This is a genomic window from Paenibacillus macerans, from assembly GCF_900454495.1.
Lineage (GTDB): Bacteria > Bacillota > Bacilli > Paenibacillales > Paenibacillaceae > Fontibacillus > Fontibacillus macerans.
In genome coordinates this window covers 1,257,958-1,281,090 of record NZ_UGSI01000002.1, presented here as the reverse complement: position 1 = coordinate 1,281,090, position 23,133 = coordinate 1,257,958, and the positions used below count along the sequence as shown (strand labels likewise).

The following is a 23,133-nucleotide window of genomic DNA, read 5'->3' as shown; positions in this document are numbered from 1 at the left end:
CATACTAACACCACAAAGGCAAAGGAGGTGACAACGATGGCAGGTAGAAGCGGAAGCCGAAACAACCTTATCGTTCGTGAAGCCAACGCCGCGCTGCAACAACTGAAATTTGAAGCAGCTCAAGAACTGGGCGTCCAAATTCCGCAAGACGGATACTACGGGAACTACACATCCCGTGAAACCGGCTCCCTCGGGGGTTACATTACGAAACGTCTGGTTCAATTGGCGGAGCAGCAATTGTCGGGTCGTTCGAACCTGTAACTTGCATTCTCCTATCATTTAACACTATAGGGAACAGGCGATCTGCATATGCAGGTCGCCTGTTCCCCTTTAATGTCCCCGTTTACCGCGGTTTAAGAGGTCTTATCTTGTTTGTATGTATGGATAGCATCTTTACGCGAGTAGCGTTGGATCAACAAATTGGCCATGTTGTAATTCGATTCCAATATGGCATCGACGACAATCATTCCTTGGCGAAGCGCAAATTCATAGCTGATTTCCCCGTGAGTCCAATACCGTTTGAACTTTAACGATTCGAGGGCCATCCTCCGAAAACATTGCATCTGCTCCATGGTCAGCCCTGCGCCCTCATCGGCGAGATGCCCGTTCCGTCCGGCAATCGGATTGTGGCGGATTCCGAATTTTCCGATGGTATTGTTGCGGATTTGGATGAATACGGTGCCTGATGTTAATCCGGAAAGCTCCTCTTCCAGCTCCTTAAATGCCATTTCCACTTGTCTGGCGAGTGAAATTTCATCGATTTTCAGCATATCCACCCTCCCTTCCCATGTAAGTCCCCATTATATAGGGCTTATGTCTCATTATAGGCCATAATTATATAACGTTCAACAATATACAACAAATTTGGTTAATAATTACTTTGCAAAATATGACTGTAATTTCTTTTAATTACACAGCTCATCTTTCGCAGTAAAAAATCGGCAGGTAAGTCTTGATGTAGCGCATCTACCTTTTGCACCGTAGCCGTTTCGAGCAGTGTCACAAATCGATGCCAGGTAATAGGGCTGTCTAAAGGGTCTTTGTGTCTTGGTGTCCCTGCCTGCTGCCTGCCTTTGCACGATTATTCCCTTTCGTTCAGTGAGCAGGGGGGCTAGGGCAAGGGCAAGGGCTCCAAAAAAAGAAAGAAGAAAAAGAGATGGGAAAAAATGAGGCGGTTCAGGTGAAATGTCCGGCTTGATAAGGGAACGTACGTTTGGTACAATAAAATAAATGGAACCTGTGTTCGTGTATTTTTAATTCGAGGGTGAGCCTGATATGGAAGTCAATGTGGAAACAGAACTTCAACCATTTAGCAGCCGTTACCAAAGCGAGCAGGACTGCCCGGAGCGGAAGAAACGATGCGGCAGAAGTTGCTGCGCATGTGTGTGGCGATTCCCGCGATCCCTTACCGCCGGCTGATCGTATGCCAACCAAACCAGCCCCTTACGGCTGCGGCTTGATCGAGACGCCGGAACGGTGCGGGGGAGTTTGACGCAGATCAACTTGATTGGTGTAGACTAACATGAACGGTGCGGGCGTTATTGAAGACGGAAGGGTTCAGGCTACAGCAAAATCACGGTCTTTTCGTTTCCCTCGCGTCTTGTCCTTGATCTCCTGTCTTGATCTCTTGTCTAGATCTCTTATGCGGTCTGTTTCACCTTCTCTAAACCCTGATTTCTTCTCCTAAGCCCGTTTAAATTATCTCGAATCTAGCTGTTTCTCCACCAATTATTTTCTTCTCCCGAGCTTGTTTGTTTCCCTGCTACCTGATCAAGCGGGATAATCGTGCAAAGTCCCCAGACAGCGAGTGTTGATCTGCCACCCCCCCAAGAAAAGAATACTTTAATTCGTTGGGCAGTTGATTTAGGTCGGACTGATGGCCTATAACAATGTTCTCCTTGATTTGGAACGACTACCGTCACTGGGGTCCGTTAGCTTCGTGATGATTGCGCGTGGCCGTAATAAAAACGGGCCCTCACCGCCACAATATGACGGGGGCCCAATCACACAATTTATTTTGTCAATTCCAGGAACGCATCGACGTCAGCCACGGATAACGCCATCGCCTCGCGCCAGAAATCCGGCTTGGTCAAGTCAACCTGCAGATGTTTGGCGGCCAGTTCCTCCACCGTCATCCGGCCCGTATCCCGCAGCAGCGCGTCGTATTTCTCCGCGAACGCTTGGCCTTCCCGCTGCGCTATCGCGTAAATGCCGGTACTGAACATGTACCCGAAGGTATACGGGAAATTATAGAACGGTACATCCGTGATGTAAAAATGCAGCTTGGAAGCCCAGAAATGCGGGTGATAGTTGCCCAGCGCCCCGCGGTACGCTTCCCGCTGCGCTTCCTCCATCAGCGCGGACAATTCGCCGGCGTCCAGCAAACCTTGCCGGCGCTTCGCATAAAAGCGCGTTTCGAACAGGAAGCGGGCATGGATGTTCATGTAGAAGGCGATGGATCTCTGGATTTGGTCGGCGAGCAGCACGATTTTCGCTTCCTTGCTTGCCGCGTTTTTCACCAGGGCGTCCGACACGATCATTTCCGCAAAGGTCGAAGCGGTTTCCGCGACGTTCATCGCGTAATCCTGGTTGAACACCGGCAGCTCCTCCATCAAATACTGATGATAGGCGTGACCGAGCTCATGAGCCAGCGTCGACACGTTCGAAAGCGTTCCCCCGAACGTCATGAAAATCCGCGTTTGCTTGCTGACCGGAAGCGCGGTGCAGAAACCGCCCGGCCGTTTGCCGGAGCGGTCCTCCGCTTCGATCCAGCGCTTGCGGAACGCTTCGGCCGCAAATTCGGCCAATTTCGGACTAAAGCCGCCGAACTGCTTGACGATATCTTGCGCGGCCTGGTCGTACGTAATTTCTTCCGTCACTTTGCCGAGCGGCGCGTCCACATCGGCCCAGTTCAGCTTGTCGAGCCCCAGCAGCTTCGCTTTCCGCTCCAAATAAGCGACGAATTTCGGCTTGTTCTCCTCGATCACTCGCCACATCGCATCCAGCGTTGCCCCCGACATGCGATTGATCGCCAGCGGCTCCTTCAGGATATCGTCCCAGCCTCTCTTGTCGTACAGCTTCAAACGGAAGCCCGCCAGCCGGTTCAGCGTGTCCGCGCAATAATCGGCGGAATTGCTCCAGGCTTCCTCCCAGCTGGCAAATACCCGCTCGCGGACGCTGCGGTCCGGATCGTCCAGCTTGTTGGCCGCTTGGCCTACGGACAGCATCTTCACTTCGCCGCCCGGCTCCTGGAACGGCACGTTTACTTTGGCGACGATCGTGTCGTAATGCTGTCCCCAGCCGTGGTAACCGTCGATAGCCAGGTCCGAAGCCAGGCTCTCCAGCTCGGGCGGCAGCTTCTCGCGGGCTTCATCGCGCTTTTCGCTGAGCACGAAGGAAAGCGGGGCGATCTCGCCGCGCTTCATCCAGTCCGCCCACACCTCGTCGCTCGTCAAACGCAGCACGTTCCAGAACAAGGTCGTCACATTGTTGTACGCAGCCCGAATCGACGTTACTTTGGCGTCCAGTTGAACCGCCTTCTTGTCATGCTGATCCTGGGCCGTCAAACAGGATACAAAGCTGCCCGCTTCCGTCAGTTTGGCGGAGGCCGCCTGCAGCCCTTCAATGATTCCGTCAAAAGCTTCCGTGTCCTTAAGCGAGGCCGGCGCGCCCATCTCCTCGATCGCTGCGTGGTAACCGGCAATATCGCGTTCCAACGTCTCAAGAAATTCGCGGAACGCCGCGGAAGAAGAGCCTCCCGGGAAAATCGAGTCAAGTTCCCAGGCCGGATCTAGGGGTCCATTGAATAATGTCATGGATATTGTCTCATCCTTTCTTCAATCGTTTATTATTGATGCCTAAGCAGGCTGAAAAGTATGCTATTATATAGCTACCAGCTCGACAGGAGGGATATTCATATGAAGCCGCTACAAATTTCACCGGACACCGCCGTTAAATTAGCAGCGAAATTAAAGGTGCCGCTCGAGCACCTGATGCATATGCCGCAGCACATTTTACTCCAAAAGATCGCCGAGCTCGCCAAGGAAGAAGCCGGAAGCAAACCGGCCGAAGCCGGCGCGGAACCTTCCGCGTCCGAACCGGCGGGCGACTCGAAGCCCGGGGATCCGAAGCAAAGCTTATGATTCCGTTTAACCGGTCTTGGCCTTACGATGTGGTCATGGGAGACGTGTATGTACAGGATTGTCCTTTTTGCGGCGCCGGCAATGTGCTGCTCCCGTTAAAACCGCGCGACCTCAAATCCATCAGCGAAGGCAAAAAAAAGCTGCTGGTGTTCCCCTGCTGCGGAAACAAGGTCCATGTGCTGGACTGCGACAACGACTACTTGCTCACCGACACGGTGTTAAGGCGCTAACCCACCAGACGCTTTCACAGGCAACGCTTATCGCTGCAATTAGGGCCGTTCATTCAAAGAACGGCCCTCTATAATTTGATCCGGCAGGCATCCAATATTCTTTCCGGTAATCCGGCGTTAACTCTGCATTTCCTCCGGAAGCTCGTGCCCGGCGCCAAGCATTTCCTCGCGCAGCACCGCCCACTGCTCCCGCGATGCCCGGATCATGGCGGCGTCCATGATCTTCTTGTCGTTAATGACGCGGCTGAACCATTTGACGGCATCGTGGTAATTGCCGACCCGGCGGTTCAACTCGCCGATCAAATACATCAGCCTGGCGTCGCTTCCTCCCACGCCCTCGGTTTCATAAACGCGAACGTAAGATTCCAGCGAATACTGGAGAAAACGCTTCTCCTGCTGTTCATTGTTCCGGTAGCGGTACAGCCAGGCAATATGATGCAAGAGACTGGCGATAATCCGCTCCTTCTCCCCGATCGTTTGCGCGCACAGCAGCCCAAGCTTGTATGTCTCGAGAGCCGCGGCCCAGTCGCGGTGCCCGCCGTAATCCCGTTTGATGAACTTGCTGCCGATCGCTTCCTGAAACAGCGCCCGCTGCTTGTCGTTCAGTCTGTCTGTGGAGTTCTCCGTGGAAGCAAATCCGCAGGAAGGGCATACCCTGACGACATAATAATCGGGATTCTCCTTCTGAAAATATCCGCAGAAATCGCTATCCGTCCGCACGGCCCGCTTAAAGCTCGGCCTTACGCGCGACGTCGAAAACTCGTGTTCACAGTAAGCGCAGGTAATTTTGATCTGATAAAGGGGTTCTAGTTCCAATTCTCCAACTTCCTTTCCAAAAGTCCGCCTTCGTCGTATGTCCGGCGTCTTGTCCTAAGGTGTGTTTACGAAATGGAAAGCGGGACCGGAAAGGCGCTCAAGCACGAACCCACGGAGCGGCTCCTCGATTCCGATCTCCTCCAGGGCGGCCCGCATGCAGGCCAGCCAGGCTTCGGCGCGCTCCCTCGTCACCGGGAACGGCATATGCCGCGCCCGCATCATCGGGTGGCCGAACGCATCGGAATACAAGGGCGGCCCGCCGAAAAACTGCGTCAAAAACATGTACTGCTTCTCCATAACCGGCGTAATGTCCTCAGGAAACAGCGGTCCAAGCAGCGGATCTTTCTGCACCTTGGGATAAAAGGCTTCCACAAGCCGCCTCAGCGTTGGGCCGCCGCCAAGATTGTCATAGAGGCTTAAGGTTGGATTCATATACTCACCGCCTGCTTTTCAACTCTTTTTATTATAGCAAAAAAAAATAAAAGCTCCTATCGGAGCTTCTGCGTGTGGGTATGAAACATCAAAACGATCAGTAGCTGCTCCAGTCCTCTTCACCGGAATGGACGAGAGAGGCCCGGATAACGTACACAAAAGCGCATACGAGAACACCTGCAACAATGCTCATTATCATCACTCCATCCACAAAATTTTACTTCTGCGAGGTCCATGATCGTAAGGAAAGCTGGTACTAAAGTTTCAATTTTATCATCTAAATTTATTCTAGCACAAAAATACCGAAAGATCAGTATTTGCCGCGGCCGTTTAGTTTATTTTTTTGTGCTGTTTGTCCCACAAAATACATAAACTTCACTATGATCCGATGTGGAGGCGCGTTACTATGGTCATAAAACGAATGGTTGCCTTTTTTCTGCTCATGTCCTTAGCGGCCTTGGCCGTGCTGATGCTGCGCTATCCGGAACAGTCCTGGCAAGCCGGCGTCCGCGGGCTGGCGATTTGGTGGGATGTGCTGTTTCCGTCGCTGTTCCCGTTTTTTGTAATCTCCGAAATCATGCTTGGATTCGGGATCGTGCACTTTTTGGGCAAGCTGCTCGATCCGTTGATGAAGCCGCTTTTCCGCATTCCCGGCAGCGGCGGCTTTGTACTGGCTATGGGATTCGCATCCGGGTATCCCGTCAGCGCCAAGCTTGCCGCCAAACTGCGCGAGCAGCGCCTCGTTACCCGCGAAGAGGGCGAGCGCCTGGTGGCCTTTACCACCTCCTCCGACCCGATCTTTCTGATCGGCGCCGTCTCGGTCGGTTTCTTCGGCAACCCGAAGCTGGCCGGGGCGCTCGCGCTTGCCCACTACGGCGGGGCGCTGCTGATCGGAGGAATCATGCGGTTTTACCGGGCGGGCGCCCCCGGAACCGAAGTTCGCGCCGATGCGGCTTCCTCCCGGCGGCTGAGTTTAAAGCAGGCGCTGCAGGCCATGCACCAGGCACGGATCAGCGACGGGCGGAGCCTCGGCGAACTGCTGCGCCAGGCCGTCGTTTCGTCCCTGCAGCTTATGACCGTCGTCGGCGGACTTGTCGTGTTCTTCTCCGTCATCCTGGAGATTCTGACCGCCTCCGGCGTCATGAACGCCCTGTATGCCGCCCTGCGCTGGCTGCTGCCCGCGGTTGGGCTCCCCGCGGAGCTGGCCGAGGCGATCGTCGGCGGCTTGTTTGAAGTTACGCTCGGCGCCAAGTCTTCCGCCGCTCCCGAAGGCATCCCGCTGATGTACAAAGCGGCGGCGGCGGTGTTTATTTTATCCTGGGGCGGGCTTTCGGTGCATGCCCAGGTGGCCAGCATCTTAAACAGCAGCGATCTGCGTTATTTGCCGTTTCTGTTCGCCCGCTTTCTTCACGGCCTGGTTGCCGCGGCTTTGCTGCTCCTGATTTGGGAACCCGTCATGGGCGCCGCGCCGGCCTTCGGCCTGTTTTCGCCCGCGGAAGCCGCGCAACTTCCCGGCTGGCGGTCGGTTCCGGCGGCGTTCCGGCTGGCGCTTGCGCTGGTCTTGACGCTGATTATTTTGTCTGTCCTGTCGAGAATCATTCATCGCTGGCTTGCAAAACCAAAGAAATATTTAAGTTGAATTTTTGAATAGGATGGGGGAAGAAACGAAACATTGTGTTCTGCCGGGGAATTGATTATGATCTTTACAAAAGGATCTTCAAAGGAGCTTGTCATCTTGAGATATTATGTGCTAGACCGTGGCGATCAGTTATCTGTCGATTTAAGCGAATCTTTTCATAAACTGGCTGCCCAGCAGGGCCTGCAGTTCGACGCCAAATCCCCGGACATCGTCGTTTCCATCGGAGGGGACGGCACGATGCTGCATGCCTTCCATACGTTTATCGATCAGATTCCATCCATCGCTTTTGTCGGAGTTCATACCGGTCATCTCGGTTTCTACGCCGACTGGAAGGCCGACGAGATTCCCGAACTCGTCAGCATGATGGGCGGACACGCGGGCTCCGGATTCCCCAAGCCCCGGATGGTTCGTTACCCGCTTATCGAACTGGAGATTCAAAAGAAGTCGGGAACCTCCTCCTACATATGTCTGAACGAATTTACGCTGAAAGGCGTGGACGGCACCGTTGTCGCTCAAGTGGACATCAACGATCAAATGTTCGAAATGTTCCGGGGGGACGGCATCTGCGTATCTACTCCGTGCGGAAGCACCGCCTACAACAAAAGCCTGGGCGGAGCCATGATCCACCCGTCGATCGAAGCGCTGCAAATTACCGAAATCGCCTCGATCAACAACCGGGTGTTCCGGACGATGGGCTCGCCGCTTGTGCTGCCGAAGCATCATCATTGCGACATCTATTCCAAAAAAGAGCAAAACCTGCTGCTTACGGTCGACCACATCAATCTGCCCATGGACGACCTGATCTCCGTGCGCTGCCGGGTGGCCGACCAGAAGGTCAGCTTCATGCGCTATCGTCCGTTCCCTTTTTGGGACCGCGTACGCAACGCTTTCCTAGGCTGATTCTTGGGACAAGGCTCCAGAAAATTTAGCAAAGGACGAACCCAATATGAAGAAGAACCATTTCCGCAAGTACGTTATCATTCCGCTTTTAGCTTTGTCGCTGTTAGGATTGCCGCAGGCGGCCGGCGCCGCGGAAAGCACCGCTGCGGCGAACGAAGCGAATGAAGCGGCCGAAAATTCCGATCTGGTCGTGCTTGAAGAAGTGTTGGATCTTTTGGATGCGTACAACATCGAAGGGGTGGAAAGGGAGCAGTTTTTGGAGAATGCCATCCGGGGAGCGGTTTATTCCCTTGACGACCCGTACAGCGATTATTTCACCAAGGAAGAGCTGCAGAGCTTCGAGGAAAGCCTGAACCAGGAATATGTCGGCATTGGGGCCACGTTTCGGTTTACCGGCAGCAAGCTGTATATCACCGATGTGATCAAAGACTCTCCGGCGGCGAATGCCGGCCTGAAGCGCAGCGACATCATCACGCTGGTTGACGGGAAGGCGGTAACCGGCAGCGAAGACATCGCCCGGATACAAGGCCAGGAGAACACGATCGTCAATATAACGGTGAACCGCAACGGGCAAAAGCTGACCTTTCCGATCAAGCGGGGGCATTTCTCGTTGCCGTCCGTGACCGGGATGCTTATTCCTTCCAGCAGGGTCGGCTATATCGCGATTTCTTCCTTTTCCGAAAACGTGGATAAAGAATTCGCCGATGAATTAAGCAAACTGCGGGGACAAGGCATAGGAGCGCTGGTGCTCGACTTGCGGGACAATCTCGGCGGCTATGTGGAAGCGGCTGCGAATATCGCCAAGCATTTTATGAAGGAAGGCGTGCTGATGTATACGGCGGATCAAAGCGAGACGCTGCAGCCGTATACGGTCAAGGGCGGCGAAAATATCGGGATGCCCGTCGTCGTGCTCACCAACGAGCTGACGGCCAGCGCTTCGGAGATATTAACGGGCGCTTTGCGCGACAACGGAATCGCCAAGGTCGTCGGTACGCAAACGTACGGCAAAGCGCGAATCCAGAATATTTTCTCCTTGTCGAACGGCGGCTCGCTGAAATTAACCGTTCAGCGTTACTTAACGCCGAAGGGGGAAGACTTCAACCACGTCGGCCTCAAGCCGGACATCGAAGTGAAAGGCAGTGCGGCAGCCCAACTGATCGCCGGTTTGCATCAGGCCGGGGTGCGGAAAATCGAGCTGAGCGGAAGCCCGTCTTCCCTGACGATTAACGGCGCATCCTTCTCCGGGTATGTCGACGTGCTGGAAAGCGGCAAAAAAGTATACGCCCCGGTTCGCGTCCTGGCTGCGCTAGTGCAAGGCGAGCCGGCCTGGAACGCCGCTGCGCAGAAGCTGACGATTACGGACGACAGCGGCAAGACGATCGGTTTCTCCACGGCTTCCAAAAGCGTCAAAGTCGTCGATGGCGAGTCTTATGTGGAGCTGCACGACTTCCGGCAAAAATACCCGGCCCTGAAATGGAGCTACAAGCAAGGCATCCTGCAATTATCCGTCAAATCCTAAATTTTAATGCAAAACGCCTGCGGACGTTGCCGTTCCGCAGGCGTTTTTGCGTTTGCTGAATATGCCCTAAGGCAGTTCTTTTCGGTATAACGGGATTACCCGTTTTAATTCGCCGCCAAAGTCTTTTTCCATACCCCGAGCACCAGTGCGGAAACGACCGAGCCGATCAGCACCGCCAGCAGGAACAGCAGGGCATGGTTGGCGAGAACGGCGACGAAAATGCCGCCGTGCGGCGCGGGAACGTTGATTTTCCACAGCTGTGTCAGCCCGCCCGCGATCGCGGAGCCCAGAATGCAAGAGGTCAGAACGCGCATCGGGTCCGACGCGGCAAACGGAATGGCGCCTTCCGTAATAAAGGAGAGACCAAGCACGTAGTTCGTCACCCCGGATTTACGCTCTTGCTCCGTAAATTTGCCTTTGAAAAACGTCGTGGCCAAAGCGATCGCCAGCGGCGGAACCATCCCGCCGGCCATAACGGCGGCCATCATCGCTCCGTTGGTGTTTCCGCTCGACGTAAACACCCCGATGGCGAAAGCGTAAGCGGCTTTGTTGAAAGGCCCGCCCATATCGATGGCCATCATACCGCCGAGAATAAGTCCGAGAATCACCATGTTTCCGGTACCCAGGTGATTCAGCACATCGATAAGCCCCGTGTTAATCCAACTGAAGATCGGATCGACAATGTAGAACATGATGGAGCCGGAGATCAAAAGGCCGAATATCGGATACAGCAGGATAGGCTTGAGTCCATCCAGCGTTTTCGGCAGCCCGGCGAAAACCTTACGCAGCAAGATAACGACATACCCGGCCAGGAAACCTGCCGCAAGCCCGCCAAGGAAGCCGGCGTTGGCGTTGACGGCCATCAGACCCCCGACCATCCCGGGCATCAGGGCCGGGCGGTCGCCGATGCTGAAAGCGATGAAGCCGGCTAAAATCGGAATCAGGAAGTGGAAAGCCCCGTTTCCGCCGCCGATCGTTTGCAGCAGTTGGAACAGCGGGCTGTTCTCCCCGGCCACCTGCTCGATCAGGAACGAGACAGCAAGCAAAATCCCGCCGCCGACGACAAAGGGCAGCATATGGGAAATCCCGCTCATCAAATCCTTGTAAATTTTGCTGCGCCCGCTCCGCTCCTCGTTTCCGTTCTCAGCGGATTTGGCGCCGCCGCCGCGGTAGATCGGCGCATCGCCGCTCACCGCTTTCCGGATCAGCTCCTCGGGCTTGCGGATACCGTCGGAGACCGGTCTTTGCAGGACCGGCTTCCCTTCAAACCGGGCCATCTCCACATTTTTGTCCGCCGCTACGATAACGCCTTGGGCGCGGCGGATTTCATCGGCGGTAAGCACGTTCTGCGCGCCCTCCGAGCCGTTGGTTTCGACGCGGATGGCTACCCCCATCTCGCGGGCTTTTTTCTTCAGCGCGTCTTCGGCCATAAATGTATGCGCGATCCCCGTAGGGCAAGCGGTAACGGCGACGACGAACGGCTCCGCGTCCGCCGGACCGCCGCCGCTGAAAGCTGTCGGCACTTCCTTCTTCGCTGCATCCCCACCGGTCACGTTGGTATTCGCTCTGTTTGCGCTCGGGCCGCTTTTGTTCCCGCCCGTTCCACCGTTAGCTCCAGCTGAGTTTTCCGCTTCTTTAGCCGCCTCTTCCTCGGCTTGTTTGGCATCAAACAGCGCCGCCACTTCGTCCGGCGTTTTCGCTTCCTTCAATTTGGCGATGAAGCCGCTGTCAATCAGCAGACGCGAAAGCGCGGCGAGCGTGCGAAGATGCGTGTTCCCCGCGCCTTCCGGAGCGGCGATCATAAAGAACAAATAAGCGGGCTCGCCGTCCAGGGCGTCGTAATCGACCCCTTGGCCGCTTTTGGCGAACACGACGGTCGGCTCGTTCACCGCAGCGGTTTTGGCATGGGGCATGGCGATTCCCCCGCCGATCCCGGTGCTCGCCTGCTCCTCGCGCTTCAGAATCGCTGCCTTGAATTTTGCCGGGTCATTGATTCTGCCGCTGGCCGCGAGGCTGGCGATCAGCTCGTCGATCGCCGCCTCTTTGCTGGACGCCTGCAAATCCATAATCATCGTTTCTTTAATCATCAGATCCGTAATTCTCATGGTACTCACTCCCTATAAGAATCTATATAAGTTAGACTCCCGCCTTTGCTTAAGTTCAACTTATATACCAAGTTCAAAATCGATATAAGCATGTATCGAAACATGGCTGATGGCTTAAAACGTCCCCGTTTACCCTCGGCTCATGACCAACGGGAAATTTCCACCTGCGGCCGCAGCTCATTGATCCGCTCCCGCGTCGCCAAGTCATCGGAAAACGCCGTTGCGCTTCCCGAAGCGACGCCCGTGCGGAACGCTTCAAGAGCGTCCCCCCCCAGCGCGAGCGTGCCGACGAACCCGGCGACCATCGAGTCTCCGGCTCCGACCGAGTTCCGGACTTGGCCGGACGGAACGTTCGCGTAGTAAACTTCCTCTCCGGTGATGAAGAAAGCTCCGTCGCCCGCCATCGATATCAGGACGTGGCGCGGGCCCTCCTGAAGCAGCTTTCGGCCGTAAGCGACAATCTGTTCTTTGGATTCCAACGCCACGCCAAACAAATCGGCCAATTCATGATGATTCGGTTTGATCAGCAGCGGCCGGCTGGCAAGCGCTTGTTTTAACGGCTCCCCGGTCGTGTCGATAATGAAATCCGCGCCGGTCGCTCTGCAAACGCCGATGATCCGCTGATAGAAATCGGCGGCGAGTGACGAAGGGATGCTGCCGGACAGGACCACAACATCGTTTTGCTTTAACGCCGACAGCTTGCGCATCAAAGCTTCTTCTTCCTCCGGACGAATCTTCGGACCTTGGCCGTTGATTTCCGTTTCCTGTCCATGCTTCAGCTTGATGTTAATCCGCGTATCGTCGGCGACATGCACAAAATCGGTACGAACCGCTTCCCCGCGCAGCAAATCTTCAATATGGCGGCCGGTAAACCCGCCAAGGAAGCCGATCGCCGTATTCTCCGCGCCAAGCCGGTTCAGCACGCGCGACACGTTGATTCCTTTTCCTCCGGGAAGCTTTAAATCCCGGGTCATCCGGTTCAAACCGCCCAGCTTCAAATCCTCCACTTCCACGACATAATCGATGGAAGGGTTAAGCGTTACAGTATAGATCATGGTTATCCCTCGATTACTTTAGTTTTCTCGGTGATGGGTCCGCGCCAAGCGTCGGGCAGCGACTCGGTGATTAGAATCGCTTCCTCCAAATCGAATAATTTGGCAAAAGCGATGTCTCCGATTTTGCTGGAGTCGGCCAGCACGTAGGTACGTCCGGATAGCTGATGAGCCCGTCTTTTTATAATGGCCTCTTCCGGATCGGGCGTTGTATAACCCATCCCCGCGTCAACTCCGTTCGTCCCCAGAAAGCACTTGTCAAACCGGAAATTGTCCAGGTTTTGCAGCGCCATGCTGCCGATCACGGCTTTAGTATGCACCTTCATCATCCCGCCCAATAGATAGCTTCTGATGTTTTTGCTGACGAGCGCTTCGACATGTGACAAACCGTTCGTAACAACCGTGACATCTTTGGCTTCAATAAAAGGGATCATCGCCAGCGTCGTCGTTCCGGCGTCCAGATAGATGCATTCCCCGTCCACAAGCTGTTCGGCGGCCAAACGGGCAATAACGTTCTTTTGTTGAATGTTTTTGAACGTTTTTTCTTCAATGCCCGGCTCCCAGCTTTTCTGATTGGCCAGTGTGGCACCCCCGTGAATGCGCTTGAGCAGATTCCGGTTTTCAAGATCGACAAGATCGCGGCGAACCGTAGATTCCGAAGCATCCAGCAGCTCGACCAACTCTTGAAGCTTAACGACGCCCTGTTCCTGTAAGCGCTTCATAATCAAATCGTATCTTTCTTCTGTAAGCATTTTCATCACCTATCCGTTTCTTATAGTATCATAAAATCAGCAAAAATCAATCAAAATATATCACAAACATTCAATTTCATTCAGACTTTAGCAGCTTGGGTTGTCTTGTGGGCCGATTCTCTGTTCTCCCGTTGCATAAGATGACACCACCGCTAGATTTTACCTTATCTTATCAAAAAGTACATAGCAAATAGCCTTATCAATCGAAGGCATTGCTTTCACATGCTGATCGCTGGAGATGAGCACGCCGCTACAACCGATTTTGCGGTTTGAATCATGAAGGTGGGTCCAAACTGATGCCTGCGTGGAGTCGTAGGGGGTACGAGGAACGTTTGAAGGAAGGTAGAGAGGAAGGGAAGGAAAAGGCCGCGCTTAATATGCTGCGTGAGGGAATGGAGATATCGTTGATTGCTAAAGTTACGGGGCTGTCCCAAGTACAGGTGGCGAAGCTGAAGAAGCAAACAAACTAGGAGATAAGGCGTCTAGATACATTTCCTGGGCAAACCAATATTCTAACGGTTGCCACAAGCGCTATTTGTTCCAATACGGTTGATTTCAAATTGTAACGGTTGCCATGGAGCTTATTTCACTGAAAACCGGCAATTTTTGCTTGGAGGCAGGCAAATAACGGCGCTCACAGCCGTTAGCATTTAGAAAAGGGCTTTTTTCGATAAATAGCGGCTGCTGCAACCGTTAGATTTCCGGCGGGCGACCTGTATCGATTCAAAAGCCAACGCATTTAACGAAATCTTGAACAAAAGATAACACCTTTTTACCGCTATGTATTGAACGTTCATTCCCCGTACACGTGTTTAACAGCCTGTTGTTCAGCAGCTAGATCATCCAGCAGCCCGTGTTCAGCAGCCCAGACCATTTCTAGCAGCCTGTTGTTCAGCAGCCCACGGCCGTTCTAGCAGCCTGTGTTCAGCAAGCCAGCTGTCCATGGTCTGACAGCCAGCCGCTAAGCCCAGACGCCTATTTGCCGCCCGCGTGCCCCGTTTCCGCATGATTATGATTATCCTTGACTTTCTGGAGCACGAAGTAGGCGCAGCCAAAATTGCAATATTCGTTGATATAATCCGTAATCCCGGAAAAAGCGGTATCCCGGTTCGCTTTCGGATGATTGTCCCGCAGGAAACCTTTCAGGCGGAGCTTCTCGTACCCCCAATCCCCGATAATGTAATCGTAACGGTCCAAAACCTCGCTGTATCTTTGCTTGAAGGCTTCAGGGTCCCAGGCGTTTTTGTAGTTCTGAATCAGTTCGTAGGTTCTTCCGCCGATTTGAATCAAGGGTGTTTCCTCCTTAAATCAGCTATTAGGATGATGTTGAAACGCCTTCTTCCTTGCGGCTCTTGGCCGATTTCACCTGCTCATGCGCATGATAGGAGCTGCGGACCAGCGGTCCGGATTCGACGTGGCTGAATCCCCGCTTCATGCCCTCCTCCTTCAAAGCCGCAAATTGTTCGGGCGTATAATATTTCTCCACCCGCAAATGCTGAGGGGTAGGCTGCAAATATTGGCCGATCGTCAAAATATCGCAATCAACGGCGCGCAGATCGTCCATCGCCTGCAGGATTTCCTCCCATTCCTCGCCGACGCCGAGCATGATGCTCGATTTCGTAGGGATATCCGGTTTCATCGTTTTGGCACGCTGCAACAGTTCGAGAGAACGGCGATATTTCGCCTTTGCCCGCACCCGGTCGGACAACCGCTCCACCGTTTCAATGTTGTGATTTAGGATGTCCGGCTTTGCTTCCATAACAGTGCGAAGCGCCTCTTCATCTCCCTGAAAATCGGGAATCAGCACTTCGACGCTGCAAAAAGGCAGGCGCGCGCGAATCGCCGCAATGGTCCCGGCAAAAATGCTGGCTCCCCCATCGCGCAAATCGTCGCGGGCCACGCTGGTAACGACGCAGTGGCGCAGATTCATCTTCTCGGCCGCTTCGGCCACCCGCTCCGGCTCCTGCAGATCGAGCTCGGTGGGCATGCCGGTGTTTACCGCGCAGAAACGGCAAGCCCGGGTGCAAATATCCCCGAGAATCATAAAAGTTGCGGTGCGGTTCGCCCAGCATTCGTATATGTTCGGACACCGCGCCTCCTCACACACGGTATGTAACGTTTTGGAACGCATCATATTTTTGATGTCCTGATAATTGTCGCCGGTTGTCAGCTTGATCCGGATCCAATCCGGTTTGGGCTGGAGTTGTTTAGCCAAGGCAACAGACCTTCTTTCTCTTGAAATAAGCCGTAGCGGTCTTTATTATACCATGAATCGTCCAGAAAAACCTATGAAATGGAATAAAAACACAGCATTTGCCTCAAGCTAAGGAACGTTCAACAAACCTGTAAAGGAGGAATCATCACGTGAAGTCTCATCCGATCTCCTTCAGCAAATATGCTCGATGCTTGATTTGCGTGGCAATCCTTTCGTCTTTGTGGACGATTCCCGGATTTGGAGCCGCTTATGCCGAAGCGCCGGGTACGGCCGCCGCCGGCTCCGCCAAAAACGTGTACGAGCTGCGTCGCAGCCTTTACAAAGAAATGGGAATTTTGACCCAAATCCCATGGTATTGGCTGGCGGCGGTGGACCAATATGAACGCACCATCACGCCGCGGAAAAAACAGCAGGAAGACCGTCTGACCGGAATTCGCTTTAAGGAAGCCTTTTGGGCCGGTCCGCTTAACCCCGATCCGGAGGACCGGAATCCGGCGACGATCGGATTGTTCGGAGGCATCGGCAGGGACGCGACGTCCGACGGAGCCGCCGACCCGAAAAACGACCGGGACGCTTTGTTTACCATGGCCTCCTATTTGCTTGGCTTCGGCTACAACGAAGACGATTTCCGCATCGCCTTATGGCGTTATTATCAGAGCGATTCGGCCGTGGAGCGGATCCGCCAGTTCGCCAAGCTGTACAAAACGTTTGGCAGGGTGGACCTGTCGGACAGCGCCTTTCCGCTGCCGCTTCACAGCAACTATACATACCGGGATACCTGGGGAGACCGGCGGGGATGGGGCGGCAACAGGATCCACGAAGGCACCGACCTGTTCGCCCCGATGGGCCTGACCGTCCGCAGCGTCTGCTACGGCATCGTGGAAACGAAGGGCTGGAACCCATATGGCGGTTGGCGTATCGGAATCCGCGACATTTACAACCGCTATCATTACTACGCACACCTGCAAGGCTATGCCAAAGGCGTTGAAGTCGGCCACATCGTCGAGCCGGGGCAAACGATCGGTTGGGTCGGCAGCAGCGGATACGGGCCGCCCGGCACGTCGGGCAAATTCCCCCCTCATCTCCATTACGGCATCTACCGCGATACGGGCAGTGCGGATTGGGCGTTTGATCCGTATCCTTTGCTCAAAAAATGGGAAACCGCCGAAGCGGCGAAAAAAAATAAAAGGGCCGGCTCCTGAACATGGATCGGCCCTTTTCATTTCATATCCGAGTCAGGGAGAAGGGGTGTGTTCGCCTGCGTTCTGTCCCGCGTTTTCCGCCGGTTCCCATTCGGCGTCCGGCTCGCCCGGATCGGCTTCCGGCGCCGCGCCATTCCCCGGTTCGGAGTTCATTCCGTCCGGGAGCTGCCGCTCCCGTTTCTCCTCCGTTCCCGGCAGCGACGGCAAAGCGATATTCGGCGCGCTCGCCTGGCTTTCTCCGACCGGATTGCCTTTGCTGTCATAATAATACATCGGGACATCGCCGACGACGAGCAAATAGGAAACCGGGATTTCCGTTTCCACGACCTGCGATTGCATATCGAAGGGAACGACAACGGCCAGCTCCGTCTTTACCCGCAAAAACACCTCCACCAGAATCATGTTGATCCCCGCATCCTGCCGGCGCGTATTCAGGTCCACCTTGACGTCGCCCTTCGGTTCGATTTTAATGGGAATGCTGGGCCCAAACGAAGCGAGAATCGGACTCCCGAGCGCCTGGCCGAGAGGGATATGCTCCGACAGCCTCGACACGTCTTCCAGCGTATGCCTTACCGTTTGAATCGTCTCGGACGTGATTTTCATATGCGCCGAATAATTTAGCATAAATCCAGTGATTTTACCGGAATCGTCGGTTTTCCAATCAATCAAGTCTTCGACCTGCTGCCCGCTCGCCACCTGGGCGGCGATGGCGTCATTAATCGAATCGGTGGCAATTTGCTTGACCCGGATTTGAGCCAAGTGAATGATCGGCTCCCGCATATGCTTTTCGACATATTGAAAAAATTCAAACACAGCAAAAAAGGCGATCGCCAAGATGACGATCCACAGCGTCCGCCTGCTTCGCGGTCTTCTTCTCCGGCTTTTCCACCCGCGCCGTATTCGCATTGTCCAGCCCCCTTGCACCGGTAAAGCTTCTATACAAGTTATGCGGGACAGGGCAAAAAAAGAAGGACATGGAAAGAACCAGGATAATAGTTAACACTTGTTTTTCCTTCTTATTTGTTTTATAGTTCTTTAGTATCACTTTTTAGTTCTTTTTTCATATGACGCATTCATTTTGCAGCATAAACATTCAAGGGGACATTTCATCATGAACAGCTCAAAACAACTGTACCAGGTCACCGGAGATCTACGGCGGGATCAACTGAATTTTAAAGTAACGCCCTGGAAACTGCTGATCGAAACGAACCGCTACTATGAAATCAAACCGGCCAACGGCGCTGTAAAAAGGCTGTATAAAGAAAAGTTGAACATGGCGGTCCATGAAACGAAATCTTACTGCGACGGCAACCTGACGGTATCCGGGTTTTGCATGGAAGAACATATCCCGGAGATGCAGCGGCTGATCATCGATCAGCTTGAATCGAAAATCCGTAAATATTTGAAGGACCTCGAGTTGAATCAAAAAGCGCTCGATCTCAACCCCGCCTCCGAAAAGGCCCGTATCTGAAGCAAACAGCAAGCCCCGGAAACCATGGCTCATGGGTTTCGGGGCTTTTTCATAATATCATACCGGCTCCAGCAGCCCCATTTCCAGACAAGTGGCTATGGACAATTCTTTTTCCCGCGAAGCGAAACGAATGTGAATCCGGTCCAGATCCTCATCGATCTTGATGATCGTCCCTGACCCGAATACCCTGTGGCGAACGGACATCTCCGGAGTCAAATCCGCCTTATTGCGAAACGCGTTGGGATTGAAAGCTTTTCCCCGGCTATCTTTTTTCCGGTTCCCCGCCCCTTCCTCGTCCGGCGGATTTATGATGTCCCTGACGGCCGTTACAAACCGCGACTTCACGGCTTCCTCACCGTCTCTCTTACGATACGCGGCCAGCTCAAGATGTTTTTTCGCCCGGGTCATGCCGACATAGAACAAGCGGACGGCTTCTTCCATCATGTCATCCGCGCCAAGATCATCGGAAGATGGAATGATGCCTTCCACGAGGTCAATCATATACACCCGCTCAAACTCAAGTCCCTTGGCGCTATGAAACGTTGAAAAGGTCACAGCGTTCTGGTCTTTTCTAAACTTGGCATGCTTTAGTACGGACTCCAGATGCTTCAGCCGGTCGGCGAACGCCTCCATCGTGTCCAGCCCGTCAGCAATGTCTTCCAGCGTATTCAGGATGCCGATCAAATATTCCTTGCGGAATCCAAGCCGCTGGCAGAGCTTTTCCAGCGCTTTTTCATAACCCAAACGCCCCCGAATGACGCGAATGGCCGGCCGCGGCGGCATCCCGCTCATCTGCTGAAAAGTTTCCTTGCTTTCCAGCAACGGCTTTACTTGATAATCCTGCAATGGGACATGCCGCAGCAAATTGTCGAAAACCGACTCATTATTGTCGATCCGCTTTAACGCGGCCATCTGCTGCTTGCTGATATACCCGTTCAATTTCAGGTGAATCTTCTCCAGAATGTCCGCCCGTTTATCGGTAAACGTCATCCGCATAAAATTTAAAACATCCTCGACGACCCAATGTGAGAAAAAACGCTGATCCGCATCCTTCATATAGAAAGGAATGCCCGCCCGGTCAAACTGATTCATCAAGGCGATGGACGACGAGTTGTTGCGGTAAAGCACGGCAACTTCAGAGAGATTTTCGCATCTTTGGATTTCCCGCACGAGATATTTCGATTGATCCCGGTAATCCGAAAAACTTCTGATCTTGATCGGCTTGACCGGCGGGTTTCTCGTGAACATATTTTTGTCGTAGCGGTTTTTGTTCCGCTTGATAAACTGATTTGCAACGGCAACAATATCCTGCGAGGAACGGTAATTTTGCTCCATGAACAAAGTGGCGGCATCCGGATATACCTGCTTGAAGTTCAGCAGATAGGCCGGTTCCGCGCCGCGCCAGCTGTAAATGGACTGGTCGTCGTCGGCGACCACGCATAAATTGCCGTGTTCCCGGACTAATTTTTCGATAATGGCATGTTGTACCTGGGAAGTGTCCTGGCTTTCGTCCGTTAACACATACCGAAAACGTTCCTGATACCGCCGCAGCAGCTCCGTATCCTCCCGCAAAGCCTCGTTTCCCAGCACAAGCATATCGTCAAAATCCACCAGCAGCCCGTCATACCCCGTCCTTTTCAAACTCTCGTATTCACGCAAAATCCGTTCCGCCTCGGGGACATCCACCCGGACCGAAGACCATTTGTCCGCAGGAATCATTTTGTTTTTGATGTAGCTGATGTAGGTAGTCAGTTCCTCCATCTGATCATCGGTCATCTTCTCGCCAACGATGGATTCGAACAAATTCCGCAAAATGACTTTTTTGTGCAGCGGCGGACGATGCGGATCATACTTTCCTTCCTCCTCCGCATCCAAATTGCCCTCAATGATGCGAAAAGCCCTATTTGTCTTCCGAAAATATTCCCGCATCACCTCATAAGCAAAGCTGTGGATCGTCGAAAAATCAACCGCCGGAAGCTGGGGAAAAAAGCGCTTAAACCGCTCCTTCATATCGTTCGCCGACGCCCGGCTGAAAGTAACCGCCTTGATGCGGCGGGGATCCACGTTTTTCTCCTCGATAAGATAACCTATCCGCATAATCATCGTCGTAGTTTTGCCCGACCCGGGCGAAGCGAGCAAAAGCAACGGCCCTTCCGTATGGAGCACCGCTTGCTTCTGCACCTCATTAAGTTCAACGCCCAATTCTTGTTTTTTTCGTATAAAAAAAGCTTCCGGATTGCTCATTACCTCTACTTCCCTTTCATTTCACCGTGCGTATAGTATACTTATATACTTCTATTATATCGCAACCTGTCTTGGCAAATAACAGTTGAGCTGGAGAAGGCCGGTGGGATGGTTGGTTGGCAGAGCAACACCCGCTGTCTGGACGCCTTTGCATGATTATCCCGTTTGATCAGGAAACAGAGAAGAAGATAAGTTCAGGTAGAAAGAGATATATTGGGAGAAGAGGATATTGTTCGGGATGATAGGATATATTCAGGAAAAGACGATATGTTTGTGAGAAGCAGACATGTTCAAGATCATTAGACACAGGTTCGGGAAAAGGAGGTTTAGGAGAAGTGAAGCAGACCTGACGAGAGGAATGGGGCAAGACACCGAAAAAAATGAAAAGACCGTGATCTTGCTGCACCCTGAATCCGTTTGCAGCAACGTCTGTAGCGTTCAATCATTCCTATTAGGCCGCAGCCGCAAGGGGCGCAGCTCCCGGGCATCGAACTCCCCCCACAGCATGACTTTATCAAGCCGAAAATCTCACTGAACCGCCTCATTTTTTCCATATCTCTTTTTTATTTATTCCGTACACTAAGCCCCCCTGCCCCCCCTGAACGAAGGGGATAATCGTGCAAAGGCAGGCAGTAAGCAGGGACACCACCAAGACACGACCCTTTAGACAGCCTCTCAGCTACTTACCTCAGCCACCTCAGTCCGGCATCCTGGAGTCAATAGAGTCAAAATTATAATTTCTAGCATTTACGTAAGTAATTGGAGGTCTTTTTAGGGATGGGAGCCTTACTTATTCAAAGAAGATAGACACGTCACAATTCAATCAAGGAGTGTTTGTTACACATTTTTCCTCTTTTTCTATTGACCGTCGTTTAGTTAATATATACTATTTTAATATATGGTTTTATATTCCATAAATGAGTAAAGGAGGTGTTCAATTGAAGACGTTGGAAAAAGAGCAGGAAACCATCCGTGGTCAACTGGAAGAATTTCTGAGGAATAATAATTTTACGTTAAATCAATTTTCCGAACTTACGCAGATCAATTCCGGAACGTTAAGCGGCATTATCAACGGTCATCGCCCCATTGCCATGCAGCAGCTTGATCGGATCACGGCAGGAATGGGACTTCCCGAAGGGTATTTTTACGAGTTATACATCGATGAATGCTTTTTTCAGGCCAGCCCGGATTGGCGCAGGCTTGGTCCTTTTCTAAAACGTTGTGCCGGTTTAAACAAACTCGATTGTATCGAGCAAGTGGTTAGGTTGATGTTGGATAATCTTTCTTACATTCCACAGTTGTTTAATCTGGCTGAGCAGTTTTTTCGAGAAGGGAAGCGGGAAGCGGCCGCCTTGCTTTACGAATCGATTGCGGAAAGTGAACAGAAACAGCATTCCGAGCGGTTGGCACTTTGCCAATACCGATTATTTACTTTAAAGTTGTCTAAAGACCAAAATAAGAATTTATTACTGGCCTCACATTTTGAATATTTTGTTGATCGGCTGGAAGAGCAGTATCAACTGGATGCGCTTAATGAATTAATCAATGTGTTTGCTTCATTTCGCCGTTGGGATAAGACAGCGGGACTGGCGGAAAAATTAAAAATCAGGGCAACGGTTCACTATGATCTGAACGGTAGTAAGAAATCGCCAGAAACCAAAAAGCCGATTATTGGTTATATTCTGTATGCTTATTTAATATTAGGTGTAACCCATTTTGAATATGGCAGATATGAGGATGCATTGCACTATGTTTCTTTGTATACGGATTGTAGCTGGGTTAAGAAGCCGAATGAAGAAGAAAAGGCTGTAATCCACCAGTTTCAGGAATGGGCTGAAGGCAACCGTTACACTTATCAATTATTGTCCGGCAAGGTCGAGGTTCTACCGGAATATTTGAAATATATTTCAACCAGAGAAAATGAAGTGTTTATAGCCTTATGTGAAATCGTGATTGCAGCTAACAAATTCGATATCAACATTGATGCTGTACTTGAACAGTATGAATCCTTTTTAAAGCATCAAGAACAACAATGTCGTCTCGGGAAAATGAGCTTGCATTATACTGATGATCGATTTGTAGGCTTGTTATCGGGTTTGGGATACTATTATTTGAAGAAAAACGACTATGATCGAGGGCTAAGTTACGTCTTAGATTGTTTAGCATACGCTATTGAAATTCACAGCGGACAGGATATGCTTAAATGTGTAGGACTGTTTGAACAATATCAAAATCACGCAAATGAAGATGCAAAAATTCGGTATAAACAATTAAAAAGAAACTGGTTTTATTGGTAGCGTTCTGTGATTTTATATTCGCAGTCCCCCGGTTGTTACAATTCTTACTCCTATCGGAAACCTGACCAAGCTTGATATTACTACTATTCATCATGGTGTAGGACACTGAATTCTAAC

21 protein-coding genes are annotated in these 23,133 nt (G+C 52.4%); 10 read left to right on the top strand and 11 right to left on the bottom strand.

Annotation, left to right across the window (positions count from 1 at the left end):
- The first annotated feature begins 36 nt into the window (after window positions 1–36).
- Window positions 37–261, top strand: a complete 225-nt coding sequence (locus tag DYE26_RS28910; RefSeq protein ID WP_036619831.1) for an alpha/beta-type small acid-soluble spore protein — start codon at window positions 37–39, stop codon at window positions 259–261.
- Between the two features lie 92 nt (window positions 262–353).
- Here the strand turns inward: DYE26_RS28910 and DYE26_RS28905 are convergent, their stop codons facing one another.
- On the bottom strand, window positions 354–770 hold the full coding sequence (locus DYE26_RS28905) for a hypothetical protein (RefSeq protein ID WP_036619829.1): 417 nt from the start codon (window positions 768–770) through the stop codon (window positions 354–356).
- Between the two features lie 1,242 nt (window positions 771–2,012).
- Window positions 2,013–3,815, bottom strand: coding sequence for a M3 family oligoendopeptidase (locus DYE26_RS28900; RefSeq protein WP_036619827.1), 1,803 nt, complete (start codon window positions 3,813–3,815; stop codon window positions 2,013–2,015).
- 102 nt (window positions 3,816–3,917) lie between these two features.
- Between DYE26_RS28900 and DYE26_RS28895 the strand changes: the two genes are divergently transcribed.
- Both DYE26_RS28895 and DYE26_RS28890 read left to right on the top strand, forming a co-directional pair.
- A complete protein-coding gene (locus DYE26_RS28895; RefSeq protein ID WP_036619824.1) occupies window positions 3,918–4,142 on the top strand; it encodes a YycC family protein in 225 nt (74 codons plus the stop codon).
- A complete protein-coding gene (locus DYE26_RS28890) occupies window positions 4,139–4,372 on the top strand; it encodes a hypothetical protein (protein ID WP_036619823.1) in 234 nt (77 codons plus the stop codon). Before DYE26_RS28895 ends, DYE26_RS28890 begins: the two co-directional genes overlap by 4 nt.
- 117 nt (window positions 4,373–4,489) lie before the next feature.
- Here the strand turns inward: DYE26_RS28890 and DYE26_RS28885 are convergent, their stop codons facing one another.
- Together DYE26_RS28885 and DYE26_RS28880 are read right to left on the bottom strand one after the other, a co-directional pair.
- Window positions 4,490–5,188 carry a DUF2225 domain-containing protein gene (locus DYE26_RS28885; RefSeq protein ID WP_036619821.1) on the bottom strand — a complete coding sequence of 233 codons (699 nt, stop codon included), beginning with the start codon at window positions 5,186–5,188 and terminating at the stop codon, window positions 4,490–4,492.
- A gap of 54 nt (window positions 5,189–5,242) precedes the next feature.
- The gene (locus DYE26_RS28880) at window positions 5,243–5,620 is read right to left on the bottom strand and encodes a globin domain-containing protein (protein WP_036619818.1); all 378 of its coding nucleotides are present in this window, start codon (window positions 5,618–5,620) and stop codon (window positions 5,243–5,245) included.
- A gap of 406 nt (window positions 5,621–6,026) precedes the next feature.
- Between DYE26_RS28880 and ylbJ the strand changes: the two genes are divergently transcribed.
- The 3 genes from ylbJ to DYE26_RS28865 all read left to right on the top strand — a co-directional run bounded on the left by ylbJ (window position 6,027) and on the right by DYE26_RS28865 (window position 9,678).
- Window positions 6,027–7,259 (top strand): sporulation integral membrane protein YlbJ, encoded by a 1,233-nt coding sequence (gene ylbJ / locus DYE26_RS28875; protein WP_036619815.1) that lies wholly within the window; start codon window positions 6,027–6,029, stop codon window positions 7,257–7,259.
- Window positions 7,260–7,355: 96 nt separating this feature from the next.
- On the top strand, window positions 7,356–8,159 hold the full coding sequence (locus tag DYE26_RS28870; RefSeq protein WP_036627564.1) for an NAD kinase: 804 nt from the start codon (window positions 7,356–7,358) through the stop codon (window positions 8,157–8,159).
- Between the two features lie 46 nt (window positions 8,160–8,205).
- Window positions 8,206–9,678 (top strand): S41 family peptidase, encoded by a 1,473-nt coding sequence (locus DYE26_RS28865; RefSeq protein ID WP_036619814.1) that lies wholly within the window; start codon window positions 8,206–8,208, stop codon window positions 9,676–9,678.
- 104 nt (window positions 9,679–9,782) lie between these two features.
- Here the strand turns inward: DYE26_RS28865 and DYE26_RS28860 are convergent, their stop codons facing one another.
- The 3 genes from DYE26_RS28860 to DYE26_RS28850 all read right to left on the bottom strand — a co-directional run bounded on the left by DYE26_RS28860 (window position 9,783) and on the right by DYE26_RS28850 (window position 13,587).
- Entirely contained in the window at window positions 9,783–11,783 is a 2,001-nt protein-coding gene (locus DYE26_RS28860) for a PTS fructose transporter subunit IIABC (RefSeq protein ID WP_036619812.1), read from the bottom strand.
- Window positions 11,784–11,923: 140 nt separating this feature from the next.
- Window positions 11,924–12,838: a 1-phosphofructokinase gene (gene pfkB / locus DYE26_RS28855; RefSeq protein WP_036619811.1), complete on the bottom strand. Its 915-nt coding sequence runs from the start codon at window positions 12,836–12,838 to the stop codon at window positions 11,924–11,926.
- Between the two features lie 2 nt (window positions 12,839–12,840).
- Window positions 12,841–13,587 (bottom strand): DeoR/GlpR family DNA-binding transcription regulator, encoded by a 747-nt coding sequence (locus DYE26_RS28850; RefSeq protein ID WP_036627562.1) that lies wholly within the window; start codon window positions 13,585–13,587, stop codon window positions 12,841–12,843.
- Between the two features lie 296 nt (window positions 13,588–13,883).
- Here DYE26_RS28850 and DYE26_RS33675 point away from each other — a divergent pair, with 296 nt between their 5' ends.
- Window positions 13,884–14,057: a hypothetical protein gene (locus DYE26_RS33675; protein ID WP_164815312.1), complete on the top strand. Its 174-nt coding sequence runs from the start codon at window positions 13,884–13,886 to the stop codon at window positions 14,055–14,057.
- Window positions 14,058–14,562: 505 nt separating this feature from the next.
- Here DYE26_RS33675 and DYE26_RS28845 read toward each other — a convergent pair.
- On the bottom strand, window positions 14,563–14,877 hold the full coding sequence (locus DYE26_RS28845; protein WP_036619810.1) for a YutD family protein: 315 nt from the start codon (window positions 14,875–14,877) through the stop codon (window positions 14,563–14,565).
- 25 nt (window positions 14,878–14,902) lie between these two features.
- A complete protein-coding gene (gene lipA, locus DYE26_RS28840; protein ID WP_036619809.1) occupies window positions 14,903–15,802 on the bottom strand; it encodes a lipoyl synthase in 900 nt (299 codons plus the stop codon).
- Window positions 15,803–15,951: 149 nt separating this feature from the next.
- Between lipA and DYE26_RS28835 the strand changes: the two genes are divergently transcribed.
- Window positions 15,952–17,004 carry a M23 family metallopeptidase gene (locus DYE26_RS28835; RefSeq protein WP_036619807.1) on the top strand — a complete coding sequence of 351 codons (1,053 nt, stop codon included), beginning with the start codon at window positions 15,952–15,954 and terminating at the stop codon, window positions 17,002–17,004.
- 33 nt (window positions 17,005–17,037) lie between these two features.
- On the opposite strand, the gene yunB is transcribed toward DYE26_RS28835, so the two are convergent.
- Window positions 17,038–17,910 (bottom strand): sporulation protein YunB, encoded by an 873-nt coding sequence (gene yunB, locus DYE26_RS28830; protein ID WP_036619806.1) that lies wholly within the window; start codon window positions 17,908–17,910, stop codon window positions 17,038–17,040.
- A 205-nt stretch (window positions 17,911–18,115) separates the two neighbouring features.
- On the opposite strand from yunB, the gene DYE26_RS28825 reads away from it, so the two are divergent.
- Window positions 18,116–18,475 (top strand): hypothetical protein, encoded by a 360-nt coding sequence (locus DYE26_RS28825; protein WP_036619805.1) that lies wholly within the window; start codon window positions 18,116–18,118, stop codon window positions 18,473–18,475.
- Between the two features lie 57 nt (window positions 18,476–18,532).
- On the opposite strand, the gene DYE26_RS28820 is transcribed toward DYE26_RS28825, so the two are convergent.
- Entirely contained in the window at window positions 18,533–20,719 is a 2,187-nt protein-coding gene (locus DYE26_RS28820) for an ATP-dependent helicase (protein ID WP_115311350.1), read from the bottom strand.
- A 938-nt stretch (window positions 20,720–21,657) separates the two neighbouring features.
- Between DYE26_RS28820 and DYE26_RS28815 the strand changes: the two genes are divergently transcribed.
- Window positions 21,658–23,016 (top strand): helix-turn-helix domain-containing protein, encoded by a 1,359-nt coding sequence (locus DYE26_RS28815; RefSeq protein ID WP_240534098.1) that lies wholly within the window; start codon window positions 21,658–21,660, stop codon window positions 23,014–23,016.
- Window positions 23,017–23,133 lie beyond the last annotated feature (117 nt).